This is a genomic window from Tateyamaria sp. syn59, from assembly GCF_007995245.1.
Taxonomy (GTDB): domain Bacteria; phylum Pseudomonadota; class Alphaproteobacteria; order Rhodobacterales; family Rhodobacteraceae; genus Tateyamaria.
In genome coordinates this window covers 60,860-87,652 of sequence record NZ_VCBA01000011.1, presented here as the reverse complement: position 1 = coordinate 87,652, position 26,793 = coordinate 60,860, and the positions used below count along the sequence as shown (strand labels likewise).

Here is a 26,793-nt window from a genome sequence, read left to right as displayed (position 1 = left end):
CGTTTTATGCTGTTGGGACATAGATGCGCTTTGGGTTGATGAAGTGAATAGCCAAGGATGCGTATTTATTATTGATGAAAACGAAATATACTCAGCCCGATGATCGAGCTGAAGCCCCTGCGCGTGTTGCGCGCTGTCTCCGACCTCAAGAGCTTTTCGCTTGCTGCGAAAGAGCTTGGCCTCGCCCCGGCCTCGGTCACGCGCATCATTGCGCAACTCGAAAGTAACCTGGGTGTGCAACTGCTGGTGCGCACCACGCGGCAAGTGGCGCTGACCGGCGCCGGTGCATCGGTGCTGGCACGGTACCGGCCGCTGCTTGAGGGGTTCGAGGAAGTCACGCGTGACGTGCAGCGCGCCTTTCGCCCTGACAGCGGTCAATTGCGGTTGACGGCACCGGTATCGCTGGGCGTGACGCTCTTGCCCGAGGTCATTGCCGGATTTCGATTGGCCCACCCTGGCATTTCGGTCGACATCAACTTCACAGATACCCTGGTCGACGTGATCGAGGAAACCTGCGACCTGGCCATCCGGGTCTCGGGCCCGCCAAGTGACAAATCCACCATCTGGCGCAAGCTGTGCGAGGTTCCGCGCCATGCGGTGGCAGCCCCTTCGCTTTTTGACCGGATCGCGAAGCCCACACATCCGGATGACCTATCGACCGAAACCTTGATGTCCTACCACCCCAAGGGGGGCGCCGAGACCTGGGAATTTGAAGCCAATGGCATTCAACGCAAGATCCGCGCAGGCACACTTGTGACGTCCAACAACGGTGATTTCCTAGGCGCGATGGCTGTGGCGGGCGAAGGCATTTGCGTCTTGCCCGATTTCATATCGGCACAGGCACTGAGAAACGGATCGCTGACAGTTGTTCTGCCGACATGGAGCGTACGCGCATTGTGGCTGACGCTGTATTACCCACCTTATGAGCAATTGCCCCCGGTGGTTGAAACCTTTGCGGACTATTTTGATGCCTTCATCAAACGCCATCCAGACTTGAAGAGCACTCTGTAGTCGGGTTCGTCAATTCGGGGTGCGGGCTTGAGTGCCGCGTGTGGCGATATGCAGGACGAAATTCAGTCGTGACCGTCGCGTCGGTTTCTACGGCGTGAGAACTGACTTATGCAGAAGCTGGGTTTCGCAGAAACGCGGCAAGCACCGATCCATGGAGTTTCGCGCGGTCATCGACGGGACCCATTCGAAATCCCAATCGTCAACAACGAGACAGAAACCATCGAGGATGGGATCTGGCTTGCCATTTCTTTAAAGCAACCTTCGCTTTTCTACAGAGAAAAAGACGGATCAATCACCCAAAACCACAGCCCGGAGGCATGCGAACGAGCACTTCGCGGAAAAGGCAAATATCGCTTCACCGGTTGCGTACAACTGCTTTGAGTGGGCAACAACCGCTCACGTCGCAAGCTCGCTCAGGACGCGAAAGACGTCTTTGGCCTGCGACAAATCGATTTCGCCAAAGCGGCCTGCATCATTGTCCCAATACTGGCCCGAAGCCGTTGCGAAGGCGCTATCCAAAGAAAGACGGCAGAGGATATCTGCGCCGATTTGAAGGTCGTTGCCTGCGACTCCAAAGCCCTCCTTTACCATTTTCGAGGCCAGTAAGGAGCCGGGATTCACCGCGATAAAGACGGGGCCATCGGGGTGGTTCTCTGCCATCTGTGCAGACCAAAGTGTAATGGCGCGCTTGCTTTGTGCGTATGCTTCCATGTCCTGCAGCGCCTTTTTTCCGGAAAGCGCTGCTAAATGGACCGGAGCCTGCGCGGCAGAGGACAGATTGATAACACGACCGTCGTTAGGAACGATCGGCAACAGTGCCGTCGTCAACACATGCGGGGCCAACGTGTTCACGACGAAGCGGACGTCTTGCCCGTTTGGCAGTGTCGGATCCGGGACTTTGTAGACGCCAGCATTGTTGATCAAAACATCAATACGGTCGTGATTGGCGGTGACTTTTTCCGCCAAGGCGGATGTTGCTTTAAGTGACGACAGGTCTGCTTCGTAGCTGGCCACTTTACCGCCAACGTCTTTCACGGCGGCCTCCAGCTTTCCCGTACTGCGTCCGTGCAGGATGACCTCATGTCCTTGGGCAGCAAGTGTCTTTGCGGTCAAAAGGCCGATGCCGTCGGTTGATCCTGTGATGAGAATTGTCTTGGTCATTGCGCGGATCCTTGCGTTGGAAAGTCTGGCAGCAGTTCTTGGGCGAGGCGCTTTACCGTGTCTTCGACGTTGGCATGATTAAAGCGCAGGTTCAGGGCGACATGGTTGATCCCGTTGTCGCGCAACTGGCGAAGATAGGACCTCAGGAATGGAACGCCGGAGCGGAAGCCCAAGTGAATGGGCTGTGGCGGGGCATGATCATCTTCCACCACATCAACGTAGAGCGATTGCATCACGGGCTTGGTCACGGAGCCTGCGCATGTTGAACGGTCGCGGTAGTCGCGGACGATTTGCGCCTGAGCGGACACATCCCTAGGATATGTGATCCAGCCGTCGCCATGGGCAGCCACCCAATCCGGGCTTTGCTGTGATCCGCCTGTGATCAGGATCGGCAACCGCTTTCCGGCAGGTTTGGGCAGCATGTCCATGGAGCCGCTCAACGCTCCATGTGGTCCGCTGTATGTTGGGTAGTCCGTAGCGGCTGCGCGGATGTAAGCGAGGCTGTCGCGAAACCGCTCACCCCGGTCGGGGAAGCTCATGCCCATCGCCGGGTATTCTTCCGGCCGATCACCGGATGCGACGCCCAAAAGCAAACGACCACCTGACAGTTGATCGGCAGAGGCCGCAGCCTTGGCGACATGGGCGGGATGGCGCAGGGGTAAGATTATACTTGCCACTCCAAGGGCGATATCGCGCGTCGCGCCAGACAGGTGACCAAGGTAAACGAACGGATCAAACATTTGTCCCGCATCGCCAAAACTCGGCACGTTGAAGGGCACATCGCGGAGCCAAAGGGCAGCAAACCCCAGTTCATCGGCCATCTGCGCACGTTCGACATGGCGCATCATATCGGGCACAGGGCTTGCCTGATGCGCATCCAGTGGCGCCACCAAACCGATGCTCAATGCACCGGGTTGAAACACCGTGTTGTAGGCGCGGTTCAGCGCCGGGAAAACCGGGCAGGTTTGGGCGTTTGGCAGGGTGCGGTCCTCCGTCATCATCATACTCACCCGTATCGCACCAGGGTACGGCTCTCGATACTGCGGCGTCGCGTGGTGATCATCGGATCCTCAATCATATCCAACGCGGAATGTGCCACCGAAGCCTTCCCCTGATTGTCATAGATACTGAAAACCGCCAATTCGTCCGGTGTCATCCGAGATCGGTAAATCCATTCGTGATCAGGATTGGCGACAAGCCCCATTATATGGCCGCGCCGATCAGGGTAAATCAGATCGAGCAACAGCCAGTCTTCGTTTGCGACACTTGACGGACGCACAAAGCCAAGCGGCGCTGAGTTGATCGGATTTTCGATTGGACGCCACGCATTGATGAAACCGTAGTGCCCCTTCGACCATTGGGCTGCATCGTCCGCGCCGAGGATGTCAATCAGCCTTTGTTGCGCGCCTTCCGGGCTATAGTCACTGTGCACATTGCGGGCCGGTTTGCGTGTGGCATGGGGATCATCAACGCGCACAGTGTGATCGAAAACGAGGACATCTTTTGCACCCAGTTCGCGGGTCAGTAGCTCGGTCAACTCGCGGTCATATATGCTCTGCCACGGGTGGTTGTCGTCAAAGGCTGTGACATCCGAAGGGGCGTGAAAAAACCCCACGCCATCAAGCGCAAAACCCACCTCGGCACCGCCGCGTGTATCGTTCAGCGCGACGTCTGTCGCGATCAGCGTGGGCGAGATGAGCTGACCCGCAACACCGCCAGCGTCAATATGGTAGGCTTGGCGCTCGGGTTTGTGAACGTGATAGTTGACGGTGGCGGTTCGTGTCATTGGAATCCTCATTTGCTCAGGGGCGGATGCGTCATACCGGGCCAGATTTTTGGACGTCAGACGAGGTCATCAGTTCCTTCGATCACGAAGTGGAAGCTTTCTGAGCCAGCCGTTCGTGCGTCGAGATGTGGTTTGTAGTCGGGATCGTTCATGAAATTCATGGCGGCGTCTTTGGATGGCCATTCAAGAATGATGCGCAATGCCGCTGGCTGATCATGTCCTTCAACTTGTTCATGGGATGCGGTGCGCGCCAAGTACTTGCCGCCATGTTTGGCGACCAACGTATTGGCAGTCGGCAAGTAGTCGGGGATCCAGTCTTCGCTGGAGGGCGTGACGGCAAGAACAGAGTAGCAGGTCATTCGATGTCTCCTGGTTAAGCATCCGATGACACCGATATGAACTATTGCGAAATCCGAAAAAACTGAGGCAATATGGAAATCAGTTTTCTGGTTTTGGATATAAAATGGAAACTGATACCCTTCGCCTGTTTGTGCTTGCGGCTGACAAATCGAATATCAGCGCGGCAGGCAGAGAGCTTGGTCTCGCCCCCTCCGTCGCGAGCGCTTGGATGGCCAAGTTGGAGAAATGCATTGGGGCTGATCTCCTCCACCGGTCTACGCGCAAGGTGTCCTTGTCGACCGAAGGTTTGGAGTTCCTGCCTTATGCCCGAGACATCATTGCACGCGAAGATGCAGCGCGCGCCGCCTTGGGGCAAGGCCGTGCCGCAGTCTCAGGCACCCTGCGCTTCACAGCGCCCAGCACCTTTGCGCAACTCTACATCGCTCCGCTTCTGCCTGCCTTCATGGCGGACCACCCTGAACTTCGCCTCGATCTGCGACTGTCAGACAAACAGTTCGATCTGATTGATGGCAGTTTCGACCTGGCCCTGCGCAACGCCGTCCTTGAGGATTCCACATTGCGCGGACGCAAACTGGCAGATGATGTCCGGGTCTTATGCGCGTCGCCTGCTTACCTAACCGAAGCAGGCTCTCCAACCACAACTGATGACCTCAAAAACCATCGTCTTTTGGCCTTCGGCAGTGATACACCACAACGACTTGCCCGAGATGACGGCACAATTGCCGAATTCAATCCAAACGCCGGGCGCTGCAATCTGATCATTGATGACGGACTAAGCCACAAAGTGGCAACGCTGGCGGGCGCCGGCATCGCACTGCATTCTCTGTGGAGCGTCCACAAAGAGCTCTCATCCGGTGCTCTGCGCCGTGTCCTGCCCGAATACAGATGCGTCACAGACACGGCACTTTGGTTGCTTTACCCGCAAGCGAACGTGCTATCGGCCAAGGTTCGCGTCTTCATGGACTTCTTACTGCACGAGATAGGACGCACGCCCGAGTGGCTGCAAAATACTTGATAGCACGCCCATTTGGTCGTGACCGCGGCCGCTTGGGCTTGGTGTCGAATGCTTGTTTAGCGGTTTTCTCTGTTTCAAGAAGATTTGGGTTGGGCGGTTTAGGATCATGCCGCGTCGCCTATGCAATCGCCGGACTTTTCTTCGGCCTTCGCCGACAAGCACGATCTTTATCGTTTAGTGGATCGCATCGGCTGCGCGACCTCTTTGTCCGCCGCCCAGTTCCATGCAACGGGTGATTTGCGTTTTAGCGCGCCGCTGAGGTGCTGGCGCATCCGGTAAGACGCGTCCACCGTGTTGCCCGCTTCGAGCAATGCCAAGATTTCTAAATGCTCGGTGCACTGCTCAACGAGGCGCTCGTGGTTCACCTCCGCGCGATACTCCATCAGTCGGCGCATCCGATTGACCCGCTGCAGTGCCATGAGAAAGTAAGGATTGCCTGACAACTTGATCAGCTCCTCATGTAACAAGGCACCGTTTTCAAGGAGGGATTCCGCCGGCACGGTGCTGAAATCCATCTCGAGCATGCCTTCCTGAATGCGCCGCTGTTCGGTGAGGATCTTGCGGTCGAGCTTGAACGATGGCTCCAGCATCGCAGCCGGTTCGATGGCCATGCGGAAGCGGTAGATTTCGTCAAAAGCTTCTGGCGTGTTGGCAACAGGCAGAAAGCGCCATCCGTAACCCTCCTTACGTTCCGCCCAGCCTTCTCGCGCGGCCCGCACCAGAAGGTCGTTGGTCCAGGATTTCGACCATCCGTACTCCTGCCGCAAAAACTGTTCTGTTACCTCTTCCGGCAACCTACCGGTCAGCCAGTCCTCGGCCAAGCGATGGTATTCATCATTCATCGACGCAGGTTGCTGCTCGAGGACTTCGGTCAGCGTATCGACATCGACATCGGCAACGAAATACCCGCGGTTTTCGCGCCGCACGACAAACCCGCCTTCTTCCAGTATAATCATGGCGTCCCGAATGGGTGTGCGCGAGACACCATAGCGATCCGCAAGTTGCTGTGCGCCAAGATGGTGACCCGCCTGAATGCTCCCGGCTGCAATGTCCTGCAGCAACCGCCGGGAGATACGTTGAGGAAGATCACTTGTTCTCATGCTTGGGCCTCACCCTGTAAGTGTTTTGGAGCCTTTCTGACACCAGTTACTGGTAGCGACTTTTGCACTTACAAATGCAAGAGGTAAGTCATCTTCCGGTTTTTACTGTTTTGATATGCAAGAATGTCCGCTCTTTGTTTTGGGGGGAGAACGACAACCAAGCTGAGCAACTTCGACTAGGGGGTTCCTTTGTTCATCTTGGACGTGCCACCCTTGATCCGAGACAGGATAGAAAGTGCGATCGGCGTGACGATGACTGTCAACAGGACGATGGACAACACCAGGGATACGGGCCGTTCCCAGAACAGGTTCATCGTGCCTTGCGAGATGATATAGGTCTGCAAGAACGTCTCTTCGGCCATTGATCCGAGAACAAGCGCCAGCACCGTCGCTGCAGGTGAATAGCCATATTTTTTCATGGCAAATCCAACCAAACCACTCAGCACGAGGATCCAGGTCTCGACAATGCTGGCGTTAATCGCAAAGGCCCCGATCACGCACAGCAGCACGATCACGGGGACGACGTTCACGTAGGGAATGTCGAGAAACTTCACAAAAAGCGGGATGGCAAAGATGCTCATCGCGATCAGGATCATGTTGCCAAGGTACATGCTGGCGATCAAACCCCAGACAAATTCTGGATCGTTGACGATCAGAAGTGGACCAGGTTGCAGCCCCCACATCAGAAATGCACCCAAAAGGACGGCCGTCGCGCCTGATCCGGGAATGCCAAGAGATAGAAGCGGCACCATGGCCCCAGCAGACGCGGCGTTGTTGGCCGCTTCCGGCGCGACGAGCCCGCGCATTTCGCCCTTGCCAAATTTCTCTGGATCCTTTGCCACCTTCTTTTCGACGGAATAGCCGATTATCGAGCCAAGGGTTGCGCCCGAGCCAGGCAGGACGCCTGCGACAAATCCGATGGCGGAGCCACGCCAGAAGGTCCAACGGGACTCGTGGTAATCATTCCGGGAGGGCCAGAACTCCTTGTCACGGAAACTGATCCGCAGACGCTTCGCGGGCTGGCGGTGCTGCCCGTTGAAAATGCAATGCAACAGCTCACCGATACCAAAGAGACCAATCGCGACGGCGACAAAATAGACGCCCCCAATCAGTTCCGGAGACCCGAACGTATAGCGCTGCTGTCCGCTCATTACATCAACACCGATGGTGCCAATTGCAAAACCGATCAGTGCGGAGATGAACCCCTTGAATTTGTTGTCGCCCATCATCGTGGTAAGCATCAGCAGACCCACAGCGATGATCAGAAAGTATTCGGACGGGCCGAAGGACGCCGCAAAGTTGGCCAGGGATGGCGCAAGGGCCGTGATCAGAATGACACCGATGGTGCCCCCAAAGAAGGATGCGATGGCTTGCATCACCAGAGCGGGTCCGGCACGGCCCTTCTGGGCCAGCGGATAGCCGTCAATTGTGGAGGCGACCGTCGCGGATTCCCCAGGCGTGTTGATCAGAATGGATGTGATCGTGCCGCCATACATCGAGCCATAGTAAATCCCGGCCAGCATAATGATTGCGATGGTTGGCTGTAGCCCGAAGGTCATGGGGATCAAAACCGCGATCCCAGCCGCTGGACCAAAACCTGGGAACAGCCCGACAATCATGCCCAGAAACGCTCCGATGACGAGAAAAAGAAATCCTTCGGGCGAAGCCGCTACACTGAGGCCAAGTGAGAGATTGGATGCGATGTCAGCAAGCATCGGTGCGTTCCTTTCGCGAGACGTTAAAGGCCCAGCGGGCCGACAGGCAGCGACGCGTTGAGAAGAATTTTGAAGAGACCGTAAAGGGATGCTGGCAACGCCAGAGCGTAAATTGCATTGCTGACGGGATGAGCACGGTTGAACGTGAAGAGGTAGACAAGCATGAAAGCCAACATGGCCAGGAACGCGCCAACCACATTCATGATCGCAACAAAGCCGCAGATGTAGAGGAAAACGATCAACACATCGCGGCCAAATTCCGGACCACCGTCAATTGCGTGCGCATCAACACCGAGCGCATCAGCTTTTGCTTCTGCTTCCGGGTCTGCCTGATGAACAGGAACGATGCCCGTCCGTTTTTCTTCCAGCCATTCGCGAACGTCGCCCCAAAGGTTCACAGTGCAGGAAACGATCAGAAGCACACCTATCAAGAGCGGGAAAAACCCTGCGGCTGGCCGCCCGGATGATGTCACGAGCGTAAGCGTGTGGAGCCCGTAGACCGTGTAGCCAATAGCCAACGCAAGAAGACCTGCGGCGAACCACTTTTTCATCAGATCTGGCCTTTTCCGAATGCAAACAAAGTGTCACAGGGCTGACGCATCGCCCGCCCTGCCTGTACTCCACGGATTATTCAGTGATGGCACCAATCTCGACCAGCGTCGCGCGGTACTGCGCGCTTGTCTCGGCAAGGTAGGCGGCGAACTCATCGCCCCAGATCGGGTTGCCGGACATGCCGTTCGTGACGAGATACTCCTGCCACTCAGGCGTCTCGATCACTTTTTTCAATGTCGCAATCCACCAGTCCTGCACGGCCGGATCCAGATCATTTGGCATGACAATGCCGCGTGGCAACGAGAAGCTGAAATCGTAGCCCAACTCTTTGAAGGTCGGCACATCCGGGTTGTTCGTGCTGCGCGCGGAGTCGGAAAAGGCAAGTGCGGTGAGCGTGCCGGCTTCGAGCTGGCCGGAGACTTCCGACGGGTTGGCAACAACTGCATCCACAGAACCGGAGGTCAGCGCAGTGACCAGTTCACCCCCTGATCCGATCGGGACATATTCAAACTCAATCCCGGCTGCTTTGGCGAACAGAGCCGCCGTCACACGTTCGGGGCCGGCCGACCCGCTACCCGCAATGGTGACACGGCCAGCATTTGCCGCATCGACGAATGCATCGACGTCACCGAAGTCGGAGTCGGACCGCACAACAAGAAGCATGGCGTCGCTGGCAAGAAGACCGATAGGCGTGAAATCCGCATAGGTCCAATCTGTGTCAGCCACAAGCGGAGTACCGATGAAGTTGCCGCTCGTGGACGTCAGACGGTACGGATCGCCCGCCTTGCGGCTGACATAGCTGAAGCCAACGGCACCACTACCACCTTCACGGTTTTCGACCACGATATCGTTTGCATACAGCTCATACTGCCGAAGAACGTCGACCACCGTGCGCGACATCCGGTCGTTCCCACCGCCCGGACCGAAGGCAATCGTGTAGGTCAATCGCTCGGATGGGTAGTCTTCGGCTGCTACTGGCATGGCGAAGGCGATTGAAGCAACAGCAGCAGCCGTCAAAGTAAATGTGCGGCGCTTGATCATGGTTTCCTCCCTAAGATCACTTTGCATTTTTATAACACTTAGTGCAATAAGTTGGTAGATTGCATGTTGTCAACAAGAAATGCAAATCTGATCACAACGGGATGCAATAGCTCTCCACAGGACACACGAATAAGGGACTATCCCAACCCTATCTTTAGGACATCAACAGAATGCACCAACCTGAGCAGCCTCCATAATGATTGCATTTTTTGGCTTGCATATTGCATATTTAAATTTAAAAGATCAATATTAGCGTCAGCTACCCAGAGTGAACCGGCCGAGAGGAGACGTAGAAAATGAAAATCATGACATTGCCTTGTGATGGGATCGGGCCGGAAATCATGGCGGCCACACTTGAGGTTGTTCAGGCAGCAAGTGAACGCTTCGGCTTGGGGCTCAAGTTCCATGAAGAAGATGCGGGTTTCGACAGCCTGAAGAAGCACGGCATCACTCTGCGAGAAGAGGTTCTTGATCGCGCGCGCACAGAGTTCGATGGCGTCATTTTGGGAACCCAGTCGCACATGGACTATCCGCCCGTGGCTGACGGCGGTCGCAATGTCTCTGCCGGCTTCCGGATCGGTCTCGACCTTTACGCCAATGTTCGCCCTGCGCGCGCACGCGACTTTCTACCCAACAAAGCCCCGGGCATGGATCTGGTCATCATGCGGGAGGCGACAGAAGGTTTTTACCCGGATCGCAATATGTTCAAGGGCATCGGTGAGATGATGCCGGACCCGGACATGGCGCTCTCTGTCCGAAAGATCACGCGACACGGCTCAATGCGGATCTGCCGCGAGGCCTTCAAGCTCGCCATGCAGCGCAACAAAAAGGTCGCTGCGATCCACAAAGCCAATTCGTTTCTGATGACGGATGGGCTTTTTCTGGAATGCTTCCGCGAAGTGGCGAGAGACTATCCGGAGGTCGAGACCGAAGAGTTGATCGTGGATGCTTTCGCCGCCCTTCTGGTGCGCAAGCCTCATGAATATGATGTGGTCGTCGCGACCAATTTCTATGGCGACATACTGTCTGACCTCGCCTCTGAGCTATCCGGCTCACTCGGGCTTGCGGGATCAATCAACGCCAATGCCGAGACCGGGCTGTGCTGTGCCCAAGCCCAGCATGGCTCTGCTCCTGACATTGCAGGGAAGAACGTCGCCAACCCGACCTCACTGATCCTGTCTGCCGCCATGATGCTGACCTGGCTGGGTGAGCAGCGCGGCAAGTCCAAACTGATCGAAGCGGGCACGGCGATTGCCGATGCTGTCGATGCCGTGATTGACGACCCGGCCAAACGGACGCGCGATCTGGGCGGTGATGTGAATACCGACGTATTTGGCGGTCTTGTCGCCGATGCAGTAGCCCGTGAAGCGGTCGCTGCCTAACACGCCCGCGCGGATCCTCCCTCCGCGCATCTGGTGACGCCGTCCTTGGGCGGTGTCACCCCTCTTTTTCAAAGGTGTAGGCAGATGACCGATCGCCCCCGCATAGCTCTTGTCCATGCAACACGCGTCGCAATCGATCCAATCGAGGAAGCTGCGAAAAGGCTTTGGCCGGAAGCCGAAACCATGACGCTGCTTGACGAGGGGTTGTCGATGGATCGGCAGAAACACAAAGAACTGGCGCCGAACCTTCGGGACCGTATCATCACCCTTACGAAGTATGCGGAAAGCGCGGGCGCGCAGGGCATCCTCTTTACCTGCTCGGCCTTCGGCACAGCCATTGAGGATGCGGCATGTGGTAGTCTCATCCCAGTGATGAAGCCCAACGAGGCCATGTTCGATGCCGCATTCGCTCAGGGCGACCGGGTTGCCATGATCACGACGTTCGAACCGGCAACCGCTGGAATGGAACAAGAGTTCCGTGAAGCCGTAAGAGCGCGAAGGAGTACGGCCAGCATCACCTCCTACTTTTGCGAAGGCGCGTTGGCGGCCAAACGTGACGGAGACGATGCAAAACATGACCACCTGATCGCGGAATGTGCATCTCGGATTGCTGGCGCGGACGTCATTATGCTTGGCCAGTTCTCAATGTCGGGCGCAGCAGATTTGGTGCGGACTGCAACTGACATCCCCGTATTGACGAGTCCTGATGCCGCCATTCACGAAATGCGCAACCGGGTGGAAGGCAACCAAGAGGATGCCGCGGCATGCTGATCGGCGTAATTGCAGACGACTTCACCGGTGCGAGCGATATCGCAAACACCTTGGCGAAGGGTGTTATTCCAGAGGGCGGGCTAAAGACGGCGCAGTTTGCGGGTGTTCCGCAAAACCCCTGTGATCCTTCGGTCGAGGCAGGCGTGATCTCTCTCAAAAGCAGATCAGCACCGATTGACGAAGCAACTGCGGACAGCCTCGCGGCATTGAAATGGCTGCGTGAACAGGGCTGCAAACAGATCGTTTTCAAGTACTGTTCCACATTTGACTCCACCAAGGAGGGTAACATTGGCCCGGTCGCAGATGCGTTGGCGGAAGCTTTGGATGCGCAGGCGGTGGTTGTTTGTCCAGCATTTCCAACGACAGGTCGAACCGTCTACCAGGGTCATTTGTTCGTCTTCGACACGCTGCTGAGTGAGTCCGGGATGCAGCACCACCCTCTCACCCCGATGACCGATCCCGATCTTCGTCGGTGGCTGAGCCATCAGACACCAAGCAGGATCGGACACCTTCCGTTGAAATCATTCCTTACCGGTGCGCATGAAACAAAAAACATCCTGTCCGCAGAGATGATGAAAGGAAACCGGTTCATCGTTGCTGACGCCGTGACTGATAGCGATCTGCTTGTGCTTGGAGAGGCATTGGCCGACAGGCCCCTTGTCACAGGAGGGTCCGGTATCGCTCTGGGATTGCCGCGCAACTTCATACGGGCAGGCCTGGCGAAAGGTGACGGCGTTCAATTCAGTCCCGTCTCTGGGCCCGAGGCGGTCCTTGCCGGGTCCTGTTCAGGCGCCACTCGTGGACAAGTCGCCCGACATCGCCACAATCACCCGGCACTCGCAATCGACGTGCCCGCGGTCATGTCGGGAAGCCTGACAGCGGAAGACCTTGTTGCCTTTCTTGCTGCCAACAAGGGCTTGGCACCCTTGGTCTACTCTTCGGGCGCACCAGACGAAGTCAACGATCTACAATCTCAGTTTGGCCGTGAAGCCGTATCTGCAAAACTTGACGATCTGTTCGCGGATACCGCGCGGATGCTGGTCAAAAACGGATATCGCCGCATCGTTGTGGCCGGTGGAGAGACCTCTGGGGCGGTAGCAAGGGCGGTGACTGATCAACTCGGTGTCTCGGCCATGAAGATCGGTCCCGAGATTGATCCCGGCATTCCCGTTCTTACGGTCGGAACCGATGACCCCGTGGCAATTGCGTTGAAGTCCGGGAACTTTGGCAGCGAAGACTTTTTCGTCAAGGCATTGAGCAAAATGGACGGAGCGCTGTGACGGGAGAGGAACGCAAACTCCGTCTGCGATTATCGACACTCTGCGCATCACTGTTCCAGCGCGGTTTCAGTGTCGGAACAGCGGGTAATGTTTCGGCCAAGATCGGCAATGACATCCTGATGACGCCAACAAATTCCACACTCGGCGCGATTGATCCTGACCGGATCGCGAAGCTGGATGCAGAAGGCAACCACATCTCGGGAGACAAGCCGACGAAAGAAGCTTTCCTACACTGCGCATTCTACGAAACCCGACCCCAATGCGGTGCTGTTGTGCATTTGCACTCCACTTGGGCAACCGCGCTTTCCTGTCTTGAAGAGGTCGATCCAGACGACTGCATCCCGCCACTAACGCCATATGTCGTGATGCGGGTGGGAACAGTGAAACGCGTGCCCTATGTCAAACCCGGCGACGCGAAAGCAGGTGCTCTGATAAAGGACCTGAAAGGTGAATATGCCGCTGTGCTGCTTGCCAATCACGGACCGGTGGTCAGCGGTAAGGACCTCTTTTCGGCAGTATATGCCGCCGAAGAACTTGAGGAGACAGCAAAGCTGTTGATGATGACCAAGGATCAAAAGACACGGCTGTTGTCTGACGCCGATGTTGCCGATCTCCGCCGCAGTTTTCCCAATATGTGAGGCATTATGAAGACCGCAGACCTGATAGACGATCACGCCGAAAGGCTCTCTTTTGTTCACCTGCCCTTTCAGCGGTTTGGGTTGAAACCTCATTTTGCCGGACAGGTTCAAACCGTGCAGTGTTTTGAGGACAACACGCTCGTGCGCGCGCAGTTGGAGACGGCTGGCGATGATCGTATCCTTGTTGTAGAGGGGGGCGGGTCCACGCGGATCGCACTTTTGGGCGACATGCTCGCTCAGCTTGCGATCGACAATGGGTGGGCCGGGATCGTACTGAACGCCGCCATCCGGGACAGTGCGGAGATTGCGCAGATGCAAACGCTTGTTTTCGCCCTCGCCACCAGTCCCATCAAAAGTGCAAAAGACGGTTGGGGTAAGGTAGGGTGTCCAGTCCATCTTGGCGGCGTCACCATCAGGCCCGGTGACTGGCTTTATGCGGACGCTGATGGCGTGTTGTGTGCCAAAGATCGGCTCTTCTGAAACCACAAAACAGTCCCAAGCATCACGACTATAGAAACAGAGTTATTCGAACAGGTCGGCCGCCTGATTGTCTGGTTATCACAACTGGGGAGCATCGCGGCACATTCGACGGGCACCTGTCTGCCAATGAGAGAGCCGGCAGGTCCCTGTTTCACGGTTGGGCCGGAACACGGGACCACACAGCGTTCTTGCCATGGCCAATGCCCTGCCGTCCCGCACGAAACACAAAGCGCCTCTAAACCCGCCCACTTGAGGACAACATGATCGCAATGCGCCGCGTCGAGCGGATCTCGGCCAGCACCAGAACAAGGCTGGTGGTGAACGGTACGGCAAGGACCGCTCCGGGAAGACCCCAAAGCGTGCTCCACACGAGCAGAGCCAGCAGGATCATGAACGGGCTGAGATTGAAGGCACGGCCCAGCAATCGCGGTTCAAGATAGCCCCCCACGAACATCTGAGCCGCAGTCAGCGAAATAGCCACAAGACCGGCCATCGACAGTGTTCCGAACTGAGCGAGGCTCAGCAGGACGGGAAAGAGAACACCAACCAGCGATCCGATATACGGCACGTAGTTCAAAAAGGCGATCAACACCGCCCAGAAAAGCGCAAACTCGATGCCCAAGACCAGCATGATCGCATAGGACATCGCACCCAAAATGACGTTCACGACAGTCTTCACAAACAAGTAGCCGCCGATCCGATCATTGACGCGCTGCAGCAAGACCAGCGCCCGTTCACCGGCTCCCTTCGTGTCAAAGACAAGGACAAGTTTCTTCGCGAGGCTCCCCCGCTCAGCCATGAAGAAAACCGCGAACAGGACCACGAGAAAAAGAAATGTCCCGAGACCCTGAAGCGACACGAGCACGGGCGCGATCCAGGACCTGATGTCGATCTCATCGAAGGTGATGCGCCTGAGGTTCGACCAAGTCGGTTCGTCCTCGATCCCCAAAAGACCTGCAGACTGCGTCACAAGTGCATCGAGGTTCGCCTCATAACGGACAAGCGCCGCGATAACTTGCGTGATGTTGTTGGTGACAAGCATGAAAAAGAGCGCAACACCGCCTGCAAAACCGATCAGGACCAGCATGTGCCGTGCCCAAAGCGGCAGATGCTGGATGATCGGATACCGCTCCATATGTGTCGCGGCGGTTGACAGGATGTAGACCGAGATCAACGCAGTGATGACCGGCAGCAGGATGGGTTTGCCGATCCACAGCATCCAACCGATCATGATGACCAAGGCCGCGCCATATGTGATGTTTCCAAGCTGCATAGCGTGCCTCGGCATGACAGGATGTCTGACTGAAAACGACGGCAGCGCGTATGAACCGATGCCATGGTGTGCTGCGGGATGCACAAGGGAACGTGAAGCAGCGTCTTGATGTCTCGGCCTCAGTCTGCGCCGTTCAAGATCATGCAACGGCGTTTCGGACGGATCACGCTGCAGGAGGCCGAGGCGTTTGCGCAATTCTGAGCCGCAGATGATGCCGGATCTTACAAGAGAAGATCCGGCTTGCGGTCAAAGAGTGTCACACCGAGGTTTCGGCATCAAATGAACCACTCTGCATGCTCATGCACGATCGAGTTTCGCGATGTGGGTGGTGGGCTTTCGGTAGGATGGTGACCGATCCCGCGGCTCACTGTTCCTGTTACGGGCATGCGCGTCGTCCAGGATCTGTAGCACTTCGGCCCCTATGTTGCGCTCTTCCTCGATGTCCCAGATCATACGTCGAACATCGGTCTCAAGCGTTTGACGCCGCAATCCGATCAAGTGCAGCCTCCGGTCTGACAAGCGCGACAAAGCGCGTTTGATGGCAAACGTATCTCTGTCTTGGTGCCATTCACGGGCGGCAAACCCGAGTGCCCTGCCCAGCCGTCGCCAAGTGCCCCCACGGTTCAAGCGGTCACGGGAAGGGCCCTTTTCATTTGAAGTTCTGAACATCATCTTGGTCTCCTTTCGCTACAGTCGTGGTTATGAGACAGCCAGAACACTGGCGACTTCTTCGAGCTGCAAAATCGCGCGTTTCAGATAGAAACCCTGCAGCATCAGATGGTTGGCAAAGATGCTTCTGTCGCTGTTACCGTTCAGAACGACCATCGGTCTCAGTTGGCTCGCGCGTTCAAGGTTCTGCAACGCGCGGGTCCAGACCAGGGTCACACCGCGCTCGCGAATGAGCGCTTCAAAGTCCGACCCAAGGGCGTCGAGGATCATGTAGTAAGCGTAGAGCATCCCCTTGTTGTGGTAGAACAGGTCGTCAGCCTGGTGGTTGAACACCCACCAGCCGCCCGGACGGGTCCGCTCGATGGCAGCCGTTTGTGCGCCAAGATCGGCGGCGATCCGTTGCATCGTTCGCCCAAACGCATCCGCACGGCGGTCAAACACCGCCTGCCCGAGTTCCACGCGTTCATTGTATCGTAAGAGCGACCTCAACCCGGTGCGGTACTGCTGCTCGCTTGGGATGGTGGGCAAGATGGATTTGCTCGTGTTCACAATCCAGATGTCGGGCGGGAACTGCAAAAACCCCGCGGCACGCTCGAGGTCAGGATCATTGCTGGAAGAGCCGCGCGTGCGGGCAATCTCGTCCAGAAGCTCAAAACTGAACCGCCCTACGGCGCGCAAGATGCCCATCTGGTAGTTCGGCATGTTGTCCAGAAATCCGCCGGGGGTGAACCATGGATCGTTCGGTGTCCAGGCGTTCTGATTGATCTCACGATCCACGAGCGCCGCAGCGATGGACACTGCCGCGCTGCCACCTGTCATGTGCACGGGCGGCGCAAAATCCACATCGGTGCTGATGTTATGGACTGCGGCCGCACCCACCGTCCAATTCAGCACCGAAGCCGTGATCAGTACGATGCCACTGGTCCGCAGGACGCGGCGCGACAGATGCCGACGCCAGGACCAGATACGCCGTATGCCGCGCACCCTTTCGTTCCCCTCTGCGTCATCGGCGGGAACAGGGACCAGCGCGTTGGACCGGATGTCTTTTCCGTCAGCCCCTGCGTTTGCATCAGTTTCGTAAGTGGTCATGCTGATCATCTCCCGCGTGCTGCCGGAAAAACGCGGGATCAGCGAAATTCATCCCCGAATGCCAACTGCCACAAAACGGCAAATGCGCGGGATGAATTCCGGACGTGGTGCGTTTGTTCTACTAAAGGGAAAGGAAGAGATATGGCGGTCGTCAAAGAGCTCAGCAGCAAAATGCAAGAGTACGTCACCTCCCTCAAGCGCTATGCGCTTGTCCTGACCCGCAATCGCGATATAGCTGATGATCTCGTGCAGGAAACGCTTGTCAAAGCCATCGCAGCTGCGGACAGCTGGGATCCAAACAGCAATCTGCGCGTGTGGTTGTTTCGCATCATGCACAACACCCACATCAGCGCGCTGCGAAAGGCAAAAGTGCGCCAGGACGCCAAAGCGGATCTGCCAGAGCCGGTGGACCGCAGCGATCCGTCATTGCGGGTGCAGGTCAATCAGGTGCTGGACGCACTTGATCAACTGCCCGAGGCACAACGCCGTCCGATCATTATGATCGCGCTGAACGAGATGAGCTATGCGGAAGCCGCCGAAGCGCTCAACGTGCCCATGGGCACCCTGTATAGCCGCCTTGGCCGCGGCAGAAATGCCTTGCGCAAGATCCTCGACGAAACCGACGACGCTGACCCTAAAGTCGTCAAGCTGAGAGGTAGGAAATAATGGAGAAGAACAACATGTCCCCGAATGCCTATCTCGACGGACAGTTGGGTCCGGAGGAAGCGGCCGAGATGGAAGCCAGGCTTGACGACGATCCCGATGAACGGGAAGCGTTCGAAGCGATGGTCCGTCACAAGGCGCTGATCGCTGAGGCGGCCGATGCGCTGGATGACAGCCCCACCAACCTACGCACCGCGCGTCTGGAACAAGAGCTTGTGGCAGCGCTTGAAAAGCGCGCGACACCACCGGCCGAACCGGCCCGACGTGGGTTCTTCCGGCCCTTGGTGCAAGTCGCAGCGGCGGTGGCGCTGGTCAGCTTTGGCTGGTTGGGTCACGGCTATATCTCGCCCGTCGGCGCGGAGCGCATTCCAGACTATGTCTCGGATGCCGTTGGTGCGCACCGCGTTTTTGTCGAAAGCGGACCCTATCCCGTGGAGTTTGACGCTGCGTCTGCAAATCTTGCAGCAAGTTGGTTCATGCAAAACACGGGCCACGCATTTGATGTGCCGGGTTTGCAATCGCTTGGTCTCGATCTTATTGGCGCACAACTTCTGGGCAGCGATGCCGGTCCGCTCGCGCAGTTCCTCTACGAAGACGATGCCGGAGCGCGCGTGTCTCTGGTGGTTGCCGATCATCCGGAACACTTGCCACTGCGCGCTTTGGAAGTCGTCGAATATCCTGATCGCCAGGTCGCTTATTGGCGAACGAGCGATTTGGATTATGCAATCGTGTCTCAGTCCAATTCCATCGAGACAAGTGCAATCGCGATGCTGTTGAACTAGCCTGCTTTCAAACCAAGTTTGGAGTTGGACAGAGGAGCGCATTTTCATGCGCTCCTCTTTTTTCTGACCGCACCGGCAACTCACAAATCCTTGTTTAGTCAAGCTTTTTGGGATGGATCGGTTGGCTTGCGCGTAATTCCTATGACCGATCCGAAAAACAGGAGAAATGCCATTCCGGGTCTGTCGATATCCTGAAACACGAAAAGAGGAACACGACATGATCAAGACCAAAATTGATTTCAACGACCGGGCAAATCACCCGGTCATCCTTGCGCTGGTGGCTGGTGTTGCTGTGGGCCTGGCTCCGTTTGCGGTGCAATTGGCGCCGCCCGTCGCGCAGGCTGCCCACTTCCTAGGTGTCGTCACCGTGGTTCTGGCTGTCAAAAGCCTTATGCGCTCACACGTCACGGATTGGCTTGGGTTTGTGCTGTTTGGCATCGGTCTCGGCCTTGCGCCGTTCTTTGCGGCGGCAGCGTTGCCGATTGAAAACGTGAAATGGCTCATGGTGGTCATCGGCGGTGTTCTGACCGTCGCAGGTTTCTGGAAGCGGTGGGTGACCGTGATGCCGCTGGCGGTTGTACCGCACGCGACCCCGACAGATGCCGAGATGAAACCTGGGGGTACAGAGGTCACCTGAACCGGCGGCACGATCGCCCATACGACATGGCCTGCATTTCGCCAAACTTGGGCTGTTCTCTGGAGCAGTCCATTTTTTTGGGGGATGAACGCCAGCGCTCGCGCGTATGTGATGAGAAAGGCGGCCACGGTCACAGGATCTTGCGCCGCCGACCCAGAAAACTCTGGGGGAACACCAGGTCCGGGCCCCTCTGGCAACCTTCGACAGCAGGTTGTGATGTCGGAATTCTGAATAGGCATGTCTGCGCTGTCCAGGATGATGTCATGGCCCAGAAGGACAAAACCGAGTTCTCGGACATCGCTCAATCGGCCCCCGCCCCCGATCTGCTCAACGAAAAGCCCGCGCTGCCCATTGTGGTTGCGCAACCGCGCCGCACCCAGCTGCGACGTATTGTTTTTGCGGTTATCGTGCTTGCGGCGATGTGGTGGATGCTGAACCCAGGCGACCTGTTCAGCTGGATTATTGGCGGACCAACGGTTGCCTTGGCGGTCGCAGCGGTCTTGGTGCTTCCGGCTTCGGCGCCGCAGCATGTTTCATTGTCGGGGCTGGTGCGGTTTGCATTCTATTTCCTGACGCAAACGGTCCTCGGCGCGATTGATGTCGCTTTGCGCGCCTTCAACCCCTGGCACATCCTGCAGCCGGTCTTTGTAACGCGGGAAACCAGTCTGCCGGATGGGCCGCCCCGCTGGATACTCTGCAACGCACTGACCCTGCTGCCCGGCAGTCTGACAGCGGACATCAAAGGGGCGTCTTTGACCATCCATCTGATTGACCCTGATCTCGAACCGGACCTGCCAGAGCTTGAAAACCGTATCCGAGATCTCTTTTCACTGACCACACTGGACCCTTCGCCATGATCCTCCTTCCCTACTTAGCCACGTTCCTGCTGCTGACCGCCCTGGTCGGGCTGATCCGCGTGATGCGCGGGCCGACCACCGCCGACCGAATGCTGGCAGCGCAATTGATCGGGACATCGACAGTCGCAATCCTCCTGGTGATCGGCGTGGCGACGGAGGCACCCGCGCTCTTCGACGTCGCGCTCGTGTTTGCCATCCTCGCAGCCATCTCGCTTGCAGCCTTTGTCGCCACAGCGCGGTCGGGACATCAGCCATGAGCGTACAAGACATCATGGGCGTGGGCATCATGGTGCTGGGCACAGTGTTCTTCCTTGCGGGCACCGTTGGCATTCTAAGGTTTCCCGATGCGTTCAGCCGCCTGCACGCGGTGACCAAGGCCGACAATCTTGGGCTGGCCTTGATCGCGCTCGGCACCAGCATTTTGGCCGCCGATGGGTTCACTGCAGCCAAGCTCTTTCTGATCTGGATCCTGATCGCCGTCTCCGGCGCCATCGGCGGTCATCTGATCGCACGCCACGCGTTGAGAGATAAATCATGACAGACCCGTGGATCGCATTCGACCTGACCTTGGCGGGTGGTATGCTTGTCGTTGCCTGGCTGGCGCTGGCCTCGCGCGCCGCGTTCCAAATGATCGTGATGTTTATGATGTTCGGCATCCTTGCATCGCTCAGTTGGGTGCGGTTGAACGCGCCCGATGTGGCGCTTGCCGAAGCCGCGGTGGGCGCTGGCATAACCGGTGCCTTGTTGCTGCGCACGCTCAGCAGCTTGCGCCACGCTCCGAAAGAACGCGCACCGCATTGGCCCATCGCAATGGTTGCGGGTGTCTTGTCCCTGATCATCGTCGGCGCACTTGGGGCGGCACTCCTGATGGCACCGGAGGCGAGCCTGGGATATGACCGCGCTGTCGCCATTCGCCTCGACCAAAGCGGCGTCACCAACCCGGTGACGGCGGTGTTGCTGAACTTCAGGTCATACGACACATTGCTTGAAATCGCGGTGCTGTCGGCGGCGCTGGCCATCATGCTGATGCTGGGCAGCAAGCCGTTATCGCCAAGACCGCTTGGCCCGCTGTTCTTACCCTTTGCCAAAGTTATCGTGCCCAGCAGTGTCATCATCGCAGGCTATCTGCTCTGGCTCGGTGCGTCGCAGCCCGGCGGTGCTTTTCAGGCCGCCGCCGTACTTGCCGCGGGCGGGATCGTCCTGATCCTGGGGCAGCACTACGACCCGCGGGCGCGGGACGGGGCATTGATCCGCCTTGTGTGTGGGATCGGCCTTGCCGGTTTTGTTCTGGTGGCCATCGGCGGTCAAATCCTGACCAGCGAGATGCTGCGTTATCCCGAAGGCTTGGAAAAGACCTGGATCGTGATGATCGAAGCGACCCTCACCGTTTCTGTCGCAGCCACGCTCGCTGCACTTTTTGTCGGCGCTTTGCGGAAAGGAACCACGGCATGACACCTGATATCATTTATGCCTTCACCGGAATTGGCTTGATCGGCATGGGCCTTTACCGGCTCGCCGTCTCCACCCAGGCCCTTTGGCAAATCGTCGCCGTGAACGTGATTTCAGTCGGAGTCGGCTCGATCCTGATCGCTTCGGCTTATCGGGGCAGCGGCACTGCCGCGGACCCGGTTCCGCAAGCCTTCGTCCTGACTGGCATCGTCGTTCTTGTTGCAACAACCGCCGCCGCGCTTTGCCTTGTTCGCCGCATTGATGAGTTGGCCGACACCGATGACATCTGAATTCCTCGGACTAGACCCCAAAACGGTACTTCTGATGGGACCGCTTCTGGCTGGAACGCTGTGCCTTCTGGTTCCGCGCATCTCTGCGCTGGTTGGTCTGCTCGGCACCATCACGAGTGTCGGCGGAGCTGTCGGTTTGCTTGCAGCCGTGGCCAACGACGGACCGATCACAACGCAATTGGCTGGATGGACACCGCCCCTTGGGATCGCGCTTTATGCCGATGGGCTATCGGTGTTTATGATCGCGATGACAGCACTTATCGGCGCTGCGGTCGGCCTCTTCTCTGTCGGCGCGTGGGGCATGTTTGCGACGGCAAACGACACGGCCACTCGCCTCAGCGGACGGACCTATTTTTGGCCACTTTGGATGATGCTGTTGGCCGGGCTCAACGCGCTCTACCTTACAACTGACATCTTCAACCTATTCGTGACGCTCGAAATCATCGGACTGACTGCGGTCGCGTTGACCGCCCTTGCCGGTAGCCGCACATCGCTCCATGCAGCCCTCAGGTATCTGATCATGGGGCTTGTTGGCTCTTTGCTGATCCTACTCGGGGTGGACTATCTCTATAGCGCCTTTGGCCGCGTCGATATGAGTGGCCTTCATGTCGGTGAAGCACCGGTACCGGCAACCATCGCCCTTCTGATCGTCTTGGCCGGCCTCGCGATAAAAGCTGCCGTCTTTCCACTGCACTTCTGGATGCCCGATGCCCATTCCAGCGCTACGGCACCTGCAAGCGCCATCCTGTCGGCGCTTGTGGTCAAGGCTGCGCTGTACATGGCGATGCGGCTTTGGTTGATCCTCGCGCCGGATACCCAAGCGCTTCCTGTTCTTTTTGGGATGATGGGCGCGGGAGCTATCCTCTTCGGGTCTTTCCAGGCCTTCCGGACGCGTCGTTTGAAGATGCTTGTCGCCTATTCGACTGTCGCCCAGGTGGGATTGATTACCTTGGTTTTTGCCACGACCGGTACGATCGACGCGGAAACCGCCTGGCGGGGTGCGGTCTATCTCATGCTGGCGCATGCCATCGCAAAGGCCGCGATGTTTCTGGCGGCAGGTCGGCTGATTGACGAGCTTGGCCATGACCGTATCGCGGGCCTTCGGAGACTGCCCAATAGCGCCAAACCGGCGGCCTTCGCCTTTGGCATTGCAGCCGTCAGTCTGATCGGCCTGCCGCCCTCAGCAGGGTTTGTTGGAAAATGGCTTCTGCTCGAAGGAATGATCACAGGACAGATCTGGGTTTTGGTTGCAGTCGTGATGCTCAGCACCGTGCTGAGTACCGCTTACATGATGCGGGTCGTGGGCCGCTTCTTGCGACGTGAGGCGACGCCGACCGATCAGTCGGACGCTTCCGGGTATTGGCGGTTGGGCGATGGTGTCGCGATTGGACTTGCTTTGGGGGCGCTGTTCCTCGGCCTCGGCTCTGCTCAGCCACTGGCGCTGATCGAGATTGGCATGCCTATGCCCGCTGCCGCGCTTACGGAAACCGCAGTTCCCGAACTGACAGACGGGGCTGACTCATGACCGAGCAGCTTGTACCTCTGGCAATTCTCTTCACATCTCTAGCAATCGCGCCCTTCATTCTAATGCTGCCGGAACGCGCGGTGGGACTTCGCACCGGGATAAACCTGACCGCAGCGGTCGTGAAGCTGGCGCTGGTTGTATGGCTGACCTACGGGGTGATCAACGGCCAGACGTTCGCGGCGCAGCTGACCGTTCTACCTGGACTGGACTTCATCCTGCGCATTGATGCGCTGTCGGTCCTGTTTCTGGCGCTGTCGGCGCTTTTGTGGCTGCTAACCACGATCTATGCCATCGGCTATCTAGAGGCCGGGCAGCACCGCAGTCGGTTCTTTGGCTTTTTCAGCTTGTGCGTGGCCGCGACGGTTGGGATCGCCATGTCCGGAAACTTGTTTACGTTCCTGATTTTCTTCGAGGTTCTGACGCTGGCCACCTATCCTCTGGTCGTGCACCGCGGCACGGCAGATGCGCTACGCGCGGGCCGGATTTATCTTGCCTACACGCTCGGGGGTGGGATTGCCCTGACACTTGGCGTTGTCTGGCTTCATACCCTGACGGGCGCCTTTGTCTTTACACCGCAAGGCGTTTTGGGCGTGCTGCCAGAGACCCATGCGGCCACTCTCAAGGTCATCTTTGCCTTGCTGATTGCAGGCGTCGGGGTCAAGGCGGCACTCGTCCCGTTTCATACCTGGTTACCGGTTTCGATGGTGGCGCCCGCCCCGGTGAGCGCACTTTTGCACGCAGTCGCTGTCGTCAAGGCAGGCGCGTTCGGCATCATGCGGATTGTCTACGACGTCTACGGCGTCGAAGCGACACAGTCGCTCAACCTGGCTCTGCCGCTTGCCGCCGCCGCTGCCGCCACGATCCTGTATGGCTCGTTTCGAGCCCTAACACAGGACGATCTGAAGTCGCGCCTCGCCTTTTCGACCGTGAGCCAGGTGTCTTACATCGCGCTGGGTGTGGCGCTGATCTCACCCGTCGCGGCCACTGGCGGGTTGGTGCACTTGATCCACCAAGGGATTATGAAAATCACCTTGTTTCTGTGTGCAGGCAATTTCGCTGAAGGCTACGGCATTAAAAAGATCAGCCAGATGAACGGGCTGGGCAAGCTGATGCCGGTCAGTATGGCGTTCTTCACCATTGCCGCTCTCGGGATGATCGGCGTACCGCCATTGGCCGGGTTTGTCAGCAAATGGTATCTGGGCGCCGGAGCCCTTGATGCCGGACAGCCTTGGGTCATTCTGATTCTGCTCGGCTCCAGCGCGCTCAACGCCGCGTACTTCCTGCCAATCCTCTATCGGGCCTGGTTCCTGCCGGTGAGTGACCAAACAGCTGACCCCGTGCGCCCGATTGGTTGGATGCTGCTGGCGCCACCTGCTGCGACGGCAATGCTGGTCATCTGCGCGGGCATCTTTGCCAATGCGCCGTTCAGTCCGCTCAGCTGGACACACTTTATCGTTTCACTGGAGTATCAATGACCTCGCTTCCGCTGTTGTCCGCACCCGCAATTCCAGTTTTGGTCGCGCTGCTTGCGATGCTTCCCCTATCGCGCCAGGCACTGCCTTACGCGACGGTGTTGGCCCCGCTGCCCGCGCTCGTTCTGGCACTGTCCGGCGCATCCGAGCATGCGCAAGAGATCCCGGCCTTGCTTCTGGGAACCCAGCTTGAGTGGGACACGCTGCGCGCCGGGTTCCTGCTGTTCACCAGCCTGCTCTGGACAACGGCGGCCTGGTGCGCGGCCGTCTCTCTGCATTCGGATGTACAACGCAGCCGTTTCTGCGTCCTTTTCCTTTTGGCAATGGCGGGCAATTTCGGGTTGATCCTCGCGGGCGACATCGTGTCTTTCTACACGTTCTTTTCAATGATGAGCCTCGCCTCCTGGGGCCTCGTCGCTCATGACCGCAGCCCATTCGCCAGCTTTGCAGGACGGTGCTATATCACCTTCGCAATTGTCGGCGAGTTGGCACTTTTCTCGGGCCTGACGCTCGCGTCTTATACCGCCGGTTCGTTGCTGCTGGCCGATGTCCAGCAGACGGAACTCGGCGGCCTTTCCATGATCCTTCTCGCGATCGGGTTCGGCATAAAACTCGGGGTTGTGCCGCTGCACATATGGTTGCCGGTTGCCCATGCGGCGGCCCCGGCGCCCGCCAGTGCCGTTCTGAGTGGCGCCATGGTAAAGGCCGGGCTGTTCGGTGCGCTTGTCATACTTCCACTAGGCATGATGCAAATGCCCGACGCCGGTATCGTGGTCATCGTCCTCGGCGGCGTGTCTGTTGTGCTTGCTGCGTTGATCGGGGTTACGCAAAACAATCCCAAGGCTGTTCTGGCTTACTCAACAGTCGCTCAGATGGGCCTCGTCGCAATGGCGCTCGGAACTGGCCTCGCGCGGCCCGAAACCTGGGACGCGGTTGCACCGGCATTGGCACTGTTTGCCGCGCACCACGCCTTTGCCAAAGCTGCGCTGTTTCTGGGCGTTCCAGCCATCGGAAGCCTCAGCCGAGGAGTCACACGCGGGATCGCGATCGCGCTTCTGGCGCTTCCGGCAGTGACCCTTGCGGCCGCGCCCTGGACCAGCGGCACCGTTGCGAAATCGGCGCTGAAGGACGCGATGCTTGATCCCACCGGGCTATGGGGCGGCGCGCTCGACCCCGCGCTTTTCATCAGCAGCGTCGGCACAGCACTTTTGATGTTGCGTTTCCTGTGGCTCATGGCGGCAGGCACTGGACACACAGCGCGTCCGTCGGCCTGGGTATGCGCACCGTGGGGCACGATGACGGGGTTGGCCATGGGTGGCATATGGCTGGCGCCCTTCGCAGCTCCAGAACTTCCGGTAGACGCGCTGTCCAATGCAACGCCAATCCTGATTGCGCTTGGGCTCACCTTGGGCATCCTGCTGCTGGTTAGGACCTTCGGGATCGAAACCCGCGAAGTTCCTGCAGGAGAGGTCCTTGCGCTTTTTCGAATTGGCGCGCGCAAGCATATGCGCGCGGCACCCCGCGTCACCCAAATACAGTGGTTCGATGGGCTACCTGAGTGGTCGTTTTGGAAATGGTCCGGACCGGATTACTCCGCCTACAGCGCTATCGCTGTGCTTGCGATCCTAGTTGCCATCATTGCTGCCGGGGTTATCTCGCTCCCTGCCGTTTAGGACATACTGTCACGCTGGCCGCAGCACTTTCATTCGCAACTACTGTACACGCGCGACTGAGCGGCGAAGATCAAATGCAAGACGGGCATGACGTCATTGCAGTAGCAAAAGGACGCCAGCCC

At 57.9% G+C, this 26,793-nt stretch carries 29 protein-coding genes; 19 read left to right on the top strand and 10 right to left on the bottom strand.

The annotated features are described in order from the left end of the window. Window positions 1-99 precede the first annotated feature (99 nt). Together FD715_RS18160 and FD715_RS18155 are read left to right on the top strand one after the other, a co-directional pair. Entirely contained in the window at window positions 100-1,011 is a 912-nt protein-coding gene (locus FD715_RS18160) for a LysR family transcriptional regulator (protein ID WP_147113246.1), read from the top strand. Window positions 1,012-1,119: 108 nt separating this feature from the next. Further along, window positions 1,120-1,392, top strand: a complete 273-nt coding sequence (locus tag FD715_RS18155; protein ID WP_147113243.1) for a hypothetical protein — start codon at window positions 1,120-1,122, stop codon at window positions 1,390-1,392. A gap of 15 nt (window positions 1,393-1,407) precedes the next feature. Here FD715_RS18155 and FD715_RS18150 read toward each other — a convergent pair whose 3' ends face one another. The 4 genes from FD715_RS18150 to FD715_RS18135 are packed head-to-tail and all read right to left on the bottom strand — an operon-like array spanning window position 1,408 to window position 4,317. Beyond that, window positions 1,408-2,172, bottom strand: coding sequence for an SDR family NAD(P)-dependent oxidoreductase (locus FD715_RS18150; RefSeq protein ID WP_147113239.1), 765 nt, complete (start codon window positions 2,170-2,172; stop codon window positions 1,408-1,410). Further along, a complete protein-coding gene (locus FD715_RS18145) occupies window positions 2,169-3,173 on the bottom strand; it encodes an LLM class oxidoreductase (RefSeq protein WP_147113316.1) in 1,005 nt (334 codons plus the stop codon). The genes FD715_RS18150 and FD715_RS18145 overlap by 4 nt, the downstream gene beginning before the upstream one ends. A 5-nt stretch (window positions 3,174-3,178) precedes the next feature. After that, window positions 3,179-3,958, bottom strand: coding sequence for a CmcJ/NvfI family oxidoreductase (locus FD715_RS18140; RefSeq protein WP_147113236.1), 780 nt, complete (start codon window positions 3,956-3,958; stop codon window positions 3,179-3,181). 56 nt (window positions 3,959-4,014) lie between these two features. Then, window positions 4,015-4,317: a DUF1330 domain-containing protein gene (locus FD715_RS18135; protein ID WP_147113233.1), complete on the bottom strand. Its 303-nt coding sequence runs from the start codon at window positions 4,315-4,317 to the stop codon at window positions 4,015-4,017. Window positions 4,318-4,361: 44 nt separating this feature from the next. Between FD715_RS18135 and FD715_RS18130 the strand changes: the two genes are divergently transcribed. After that, window positions 4,362-5,333 (top strand): LysR substrate-binding domain-containing protein, encoded by a 972-nt coding sequence (locus FD715_RS18130; RefSeq protein ID WP_370455421.1) that lies wholly within the window; start codon window positions 4,362-4,364, stop codon window positions 5,331-5,333. Between the two features lie 167 nt (window positions 5,334-5,500). Here the strand turns inward: FD715_RS18130 and FD715_RS18125 are convergent, their stop codons facing one another. From FD715_RS18125 to FD715_RS18110, 4 genes are all read right to left on the bottom strand, one after another. Then, window positions 5,501-6,433, bottom strand: coding sequence for a GntR family transcriptional regulator (locus FD715_RS18125; protein ID WP_147113230.1), 933 nt, complete (start codon window positions 6,431-6,433; stop codon window positions 5,501-5,503). Between the two features lie 176 nt (window positions 6,434-6,609). Further along, window positions 6,610-8,148 carry a tripartite tricarboxylate transporter permease gene (locus FD715_RS18120; RefSeq protein ID WP_147113206.1) on the bottom strand — a complete coding sequence of 513 codons (1,539 nt, stop codon included), beginning with the start codon at window positions 8,146-8,148 and terminating at the stop codon, window positions 6,610-6,612. 23 nt (window positions 8,149-8,171) lie between these two features. Continuing rightward, window positions 8,172-8,699: a tripartite tricarboxylate transporter TctB family protein gene (locus tag FD715_RS18115; RefSeq protein ID WP_147113204.1), complete on the bottom strand. Its 528-nt coding sequence runs from the start codon at window positions 8,697-8,699 to the stop codon at window positions 8,172-8,174. A 76-nt stretch (window positions 8,700-8,775) separates the two neighbouring features. After that, entirely contained in the window at window positions 8,776-9,741 is a 966-nt protein-coding gene (locus tag FD715_RS18110) for a tripartite tricarboxylate transporter substrate binding protein (protein ID WP_189799547.1), read from the bottom strand. Between the two features lie 296 nt (window positions 9,742-10,037). Between FD715_RS18110 and FD715_RS18105 the strand changes: the two genes are divergently transcribed. From FD715_RS18105 to rraA, 5 genes are all read left to right on the top strand, one after another. Next, window positions 10,038-11,123: an isocitrate/isopropylmalate dehydrogenase family protein gene (locus FD715_RS18105; RefSeq protein ID WP_147113199.1), complete on the top strand. Its 1,086-nt coding sequence runs from the start codon at window positions 10,038-10,040 to the stop codon at window positions 11,121-11,123. Window positions 11,124-11,207: 84 nt separating this feature from the next. Then, window positions 11,208-11,894 (top strand): aspartate/glutamate racemase family protein, encoded by a 687-nt coding sequence (locus tag FD715_RS18100; RefSeq protein WP_147113196.1) that lies wholly within the window; start codon window positions 11,208-11,210, stop codon window positions 11,892-11,894. After that, complete coding sequence (otnK, locus tag FD715_RS18095) at window positions 11,888-13,174, top strand: 3-oxo-tetronate kinase (RefSeq protein WP_147113194.1); 1,287 nt, start codon at window positions 11,888-11,890, stop codon at window positions 13,172-13,174. Before FD715_RS18100 ends, otnK begins: the two co-directional genes overlap by 7 nt. Then, complete coding sequence (gene otnC / locus FD715_RS18090; RefSeq protein WP_147113191.1) at window positions 13,171-13,812, top strand: 3-oxo-tetronate 4-phosphate decarboxylase; 642 nt, start codon at window positions 13,171-13,173, stop codon at window positions 13,810-13,812. The genes otnK and otnC overlap by 4 nt, the downstream gene beginning before the upstream one ends. A gap of 6 nt (window positions 13,813-13,818) precedes the next feature. Then, complete coding sequence (rraA, locus tag FD715_RS18085; protein WP_147113189.1) at window positions 13,819-14,292, top strand: ribonuclease E activity regulator RraA; 474 nt, start codon at window positions 13,819-13,821, stop codon at window positions 14,290-14,292. A 235-nt stretch (window positions 14,293-14,527) separates the two neighbouring features. Here rraA and FD715_RS18080 read toward each other — a convergent pair whose 3' ends face one another. Together FD715_RS18080 and FD715_RS18075 are read right to left on the bottom strand one after the other, a co-directional pair. Next, the gene (locus FD715_RS18080; protein ID WP_147113186.1) at window positions 14,528-15,565 is read right to left on the bottom strand and encodes an AI-2E family transporter; all 1,038 of its coding nucleotides are present in this window, start codon (window positions 15,563-15,565) and stop codon (window positions 14,528-14,530) included. Window positions 15,566-16,264: 699 nt separating this feature from the next. After that, entirely contained in the window at window positions 16,265-17,323 is a 1,059-nt protein-coding gene (locus tag FD715_RS18075; protein WP_189799546.1) for a DUF2333 family protein, read from the bottom strand. Window positions 17,324-17,464: 141 nt separating this feature from the next. On the opposite strand from FD715_RS18075, the gene FD715_RS22585 reads away from it, so the two are divergent. The 11 genes from FD715_RS22585 to FD715_RS18025 all read left to right on the top strand — a co-directional run bounded on the left by FD715_RS22585 (window position 17,465) and on the right by FD715_RS18025 (window position 26,671). Beyond that, the gene (locus tag FD715_RS22585) at window positions 17,465-17,989 is read left to right on the top strand and encodes an RNA polymerase sigma factor (RefSeq protein ID WP_189799545.1); all 525 of its coding nucleotides are present in this window, start codon (window positions 17,465-17,467) and stop codon (window positions 17,987-17,989) included. 14 nt (window positions 17,990-18,003) lie between these two features. Continuing rightward, entirely contained in the window at window positions 18,004-18,768 is a 765-nt protein-coding gene (locus FD715_RS18065) for an anti-sigma factor (protein WP_223274970.1), read from the top strand. A gap of 217 nt (window positions 18,769-18,985) precedes the next feature. Beyond that, window positions 18,986-19,405, top strand: coding sequence for a hypothetical protein (locus FD715_RS22580; protein WP_189799544.1), 420 nt, complete (start codon window positions 18,986-18,988; stop codon window positions 19,403-19,405). Window positions 19,406-19,668: 263 nt separating this feature from the next. Beyond that, entirely contained in the window at window positions 19,669-20,262 is a 594-nt protein-coding gene (locus FD715_RS22575) for a Na+/H+ antiporter subunit E (RefSeq protein ID WP_189799543.1), read from the top strand. After that, window positions 20,259-20,519 carry a monovalent cation/H+ antiporter complex subunit F gene (locus tag FD715_RS18055; RefSeq protein WP_147113172.1) on the top strand — a complete coding sequence of 87 codons (261 nt, stop codon included), beginning with the start codon at window positions 20,259-20,261 and terminating at the stop codon, window positions 20,517-20,519. The genes FD715_RS22575 and FD715_RS18055 overlap by 4 nt, the downstream gene beginning before the upstream one ends. Then, complete coding sequence (gene mnhG, locus FD715_RS18050) at window positions 20,516-20,800, top strand: monovalent cation/H(+) antiporter subunit G (protein WP_147113169.1); 285 nt, start codon at window positions 20,516-20,518, stop codon at window positions 20,798-20,800. Before FD715_RS18055 ends, mnhG begins: the two co-directional genes overlap by 4 nt. Next, the gene (locus FD715_RS18045) at window positions 20,797-21,714 is read left to right on the top strand and encodes a hydrogenase subunit MbhD domain-containing protein (RefSeq protein WP_147113166.1); all 918 of its coding nucleotides are present in this window, start codon (window positions 20,797-20,799) and stop codon (window positions 21,712-21,714) included. The genes mnhG and FD715_RS18045 overlap by 4 nt, the downstream gene beginning before the upstream one ends. Further along, window positions 21,711-22,001, top strand: a complete 291-nt coding sequence (locus FD715_RS18040; RefSeq protein WP_147113162.1) for an NADH-quinone oxidoreductase subunit K — start codon at window positions 21,711-21,713, stop codon at window positions 21,999-22,001. Before FD715_RS18045 ends, FD715_RS18040 begins: the two co-directional genes overlap by 4 nt. Then, window positions 21,991-23,526, top strand: a complete 1,536-nt coding sequence (locus FD715_RS18035) for a complex I subunit 5 family protein (protein WP_189799542.1) — start codon at window positions 21,991-21,993, stop codon at window positions 23,524-23,526. The genes FD715_RS18040 and FD715_RS18035 overlap by 11 nt, the downstream gene beginning before the upstream one ends. Then, the gene (locus FD715_RS18030; RefSeq protein WP_147113157.1) at window positions 23,523-25,001 is read left to right on the top strand and encodes a proton-conducting transporter membrane subunit; all 1,479 of its coding nucleotides are present in this window, start codon (window positions 23,523-23,525) and stop codon (window positions 24,999-25,001) included. Before FD715_RS18035 ends, FD715_RS18030 begins: the two co-directional genes overlap by 4 nt. After that, window positions 24,998-26,671, top strand: coding sequence for a proton-conducting transporter membrane subunit (locus FD715_RS18025; RefSeq protein ID WP_147113153.1), 1,674 nt, complete (start codon window positions 24,998-25,000; stop codon window positions 26,669-26,671). The genes FD715_RS18030 and FD715_RS18025 overlap by 4 nt, the downstream gene beginning before the upstream one ends. The last annotated feature ends 122 nt before the right edge of the window (window positions 26,672-26,793 follow it).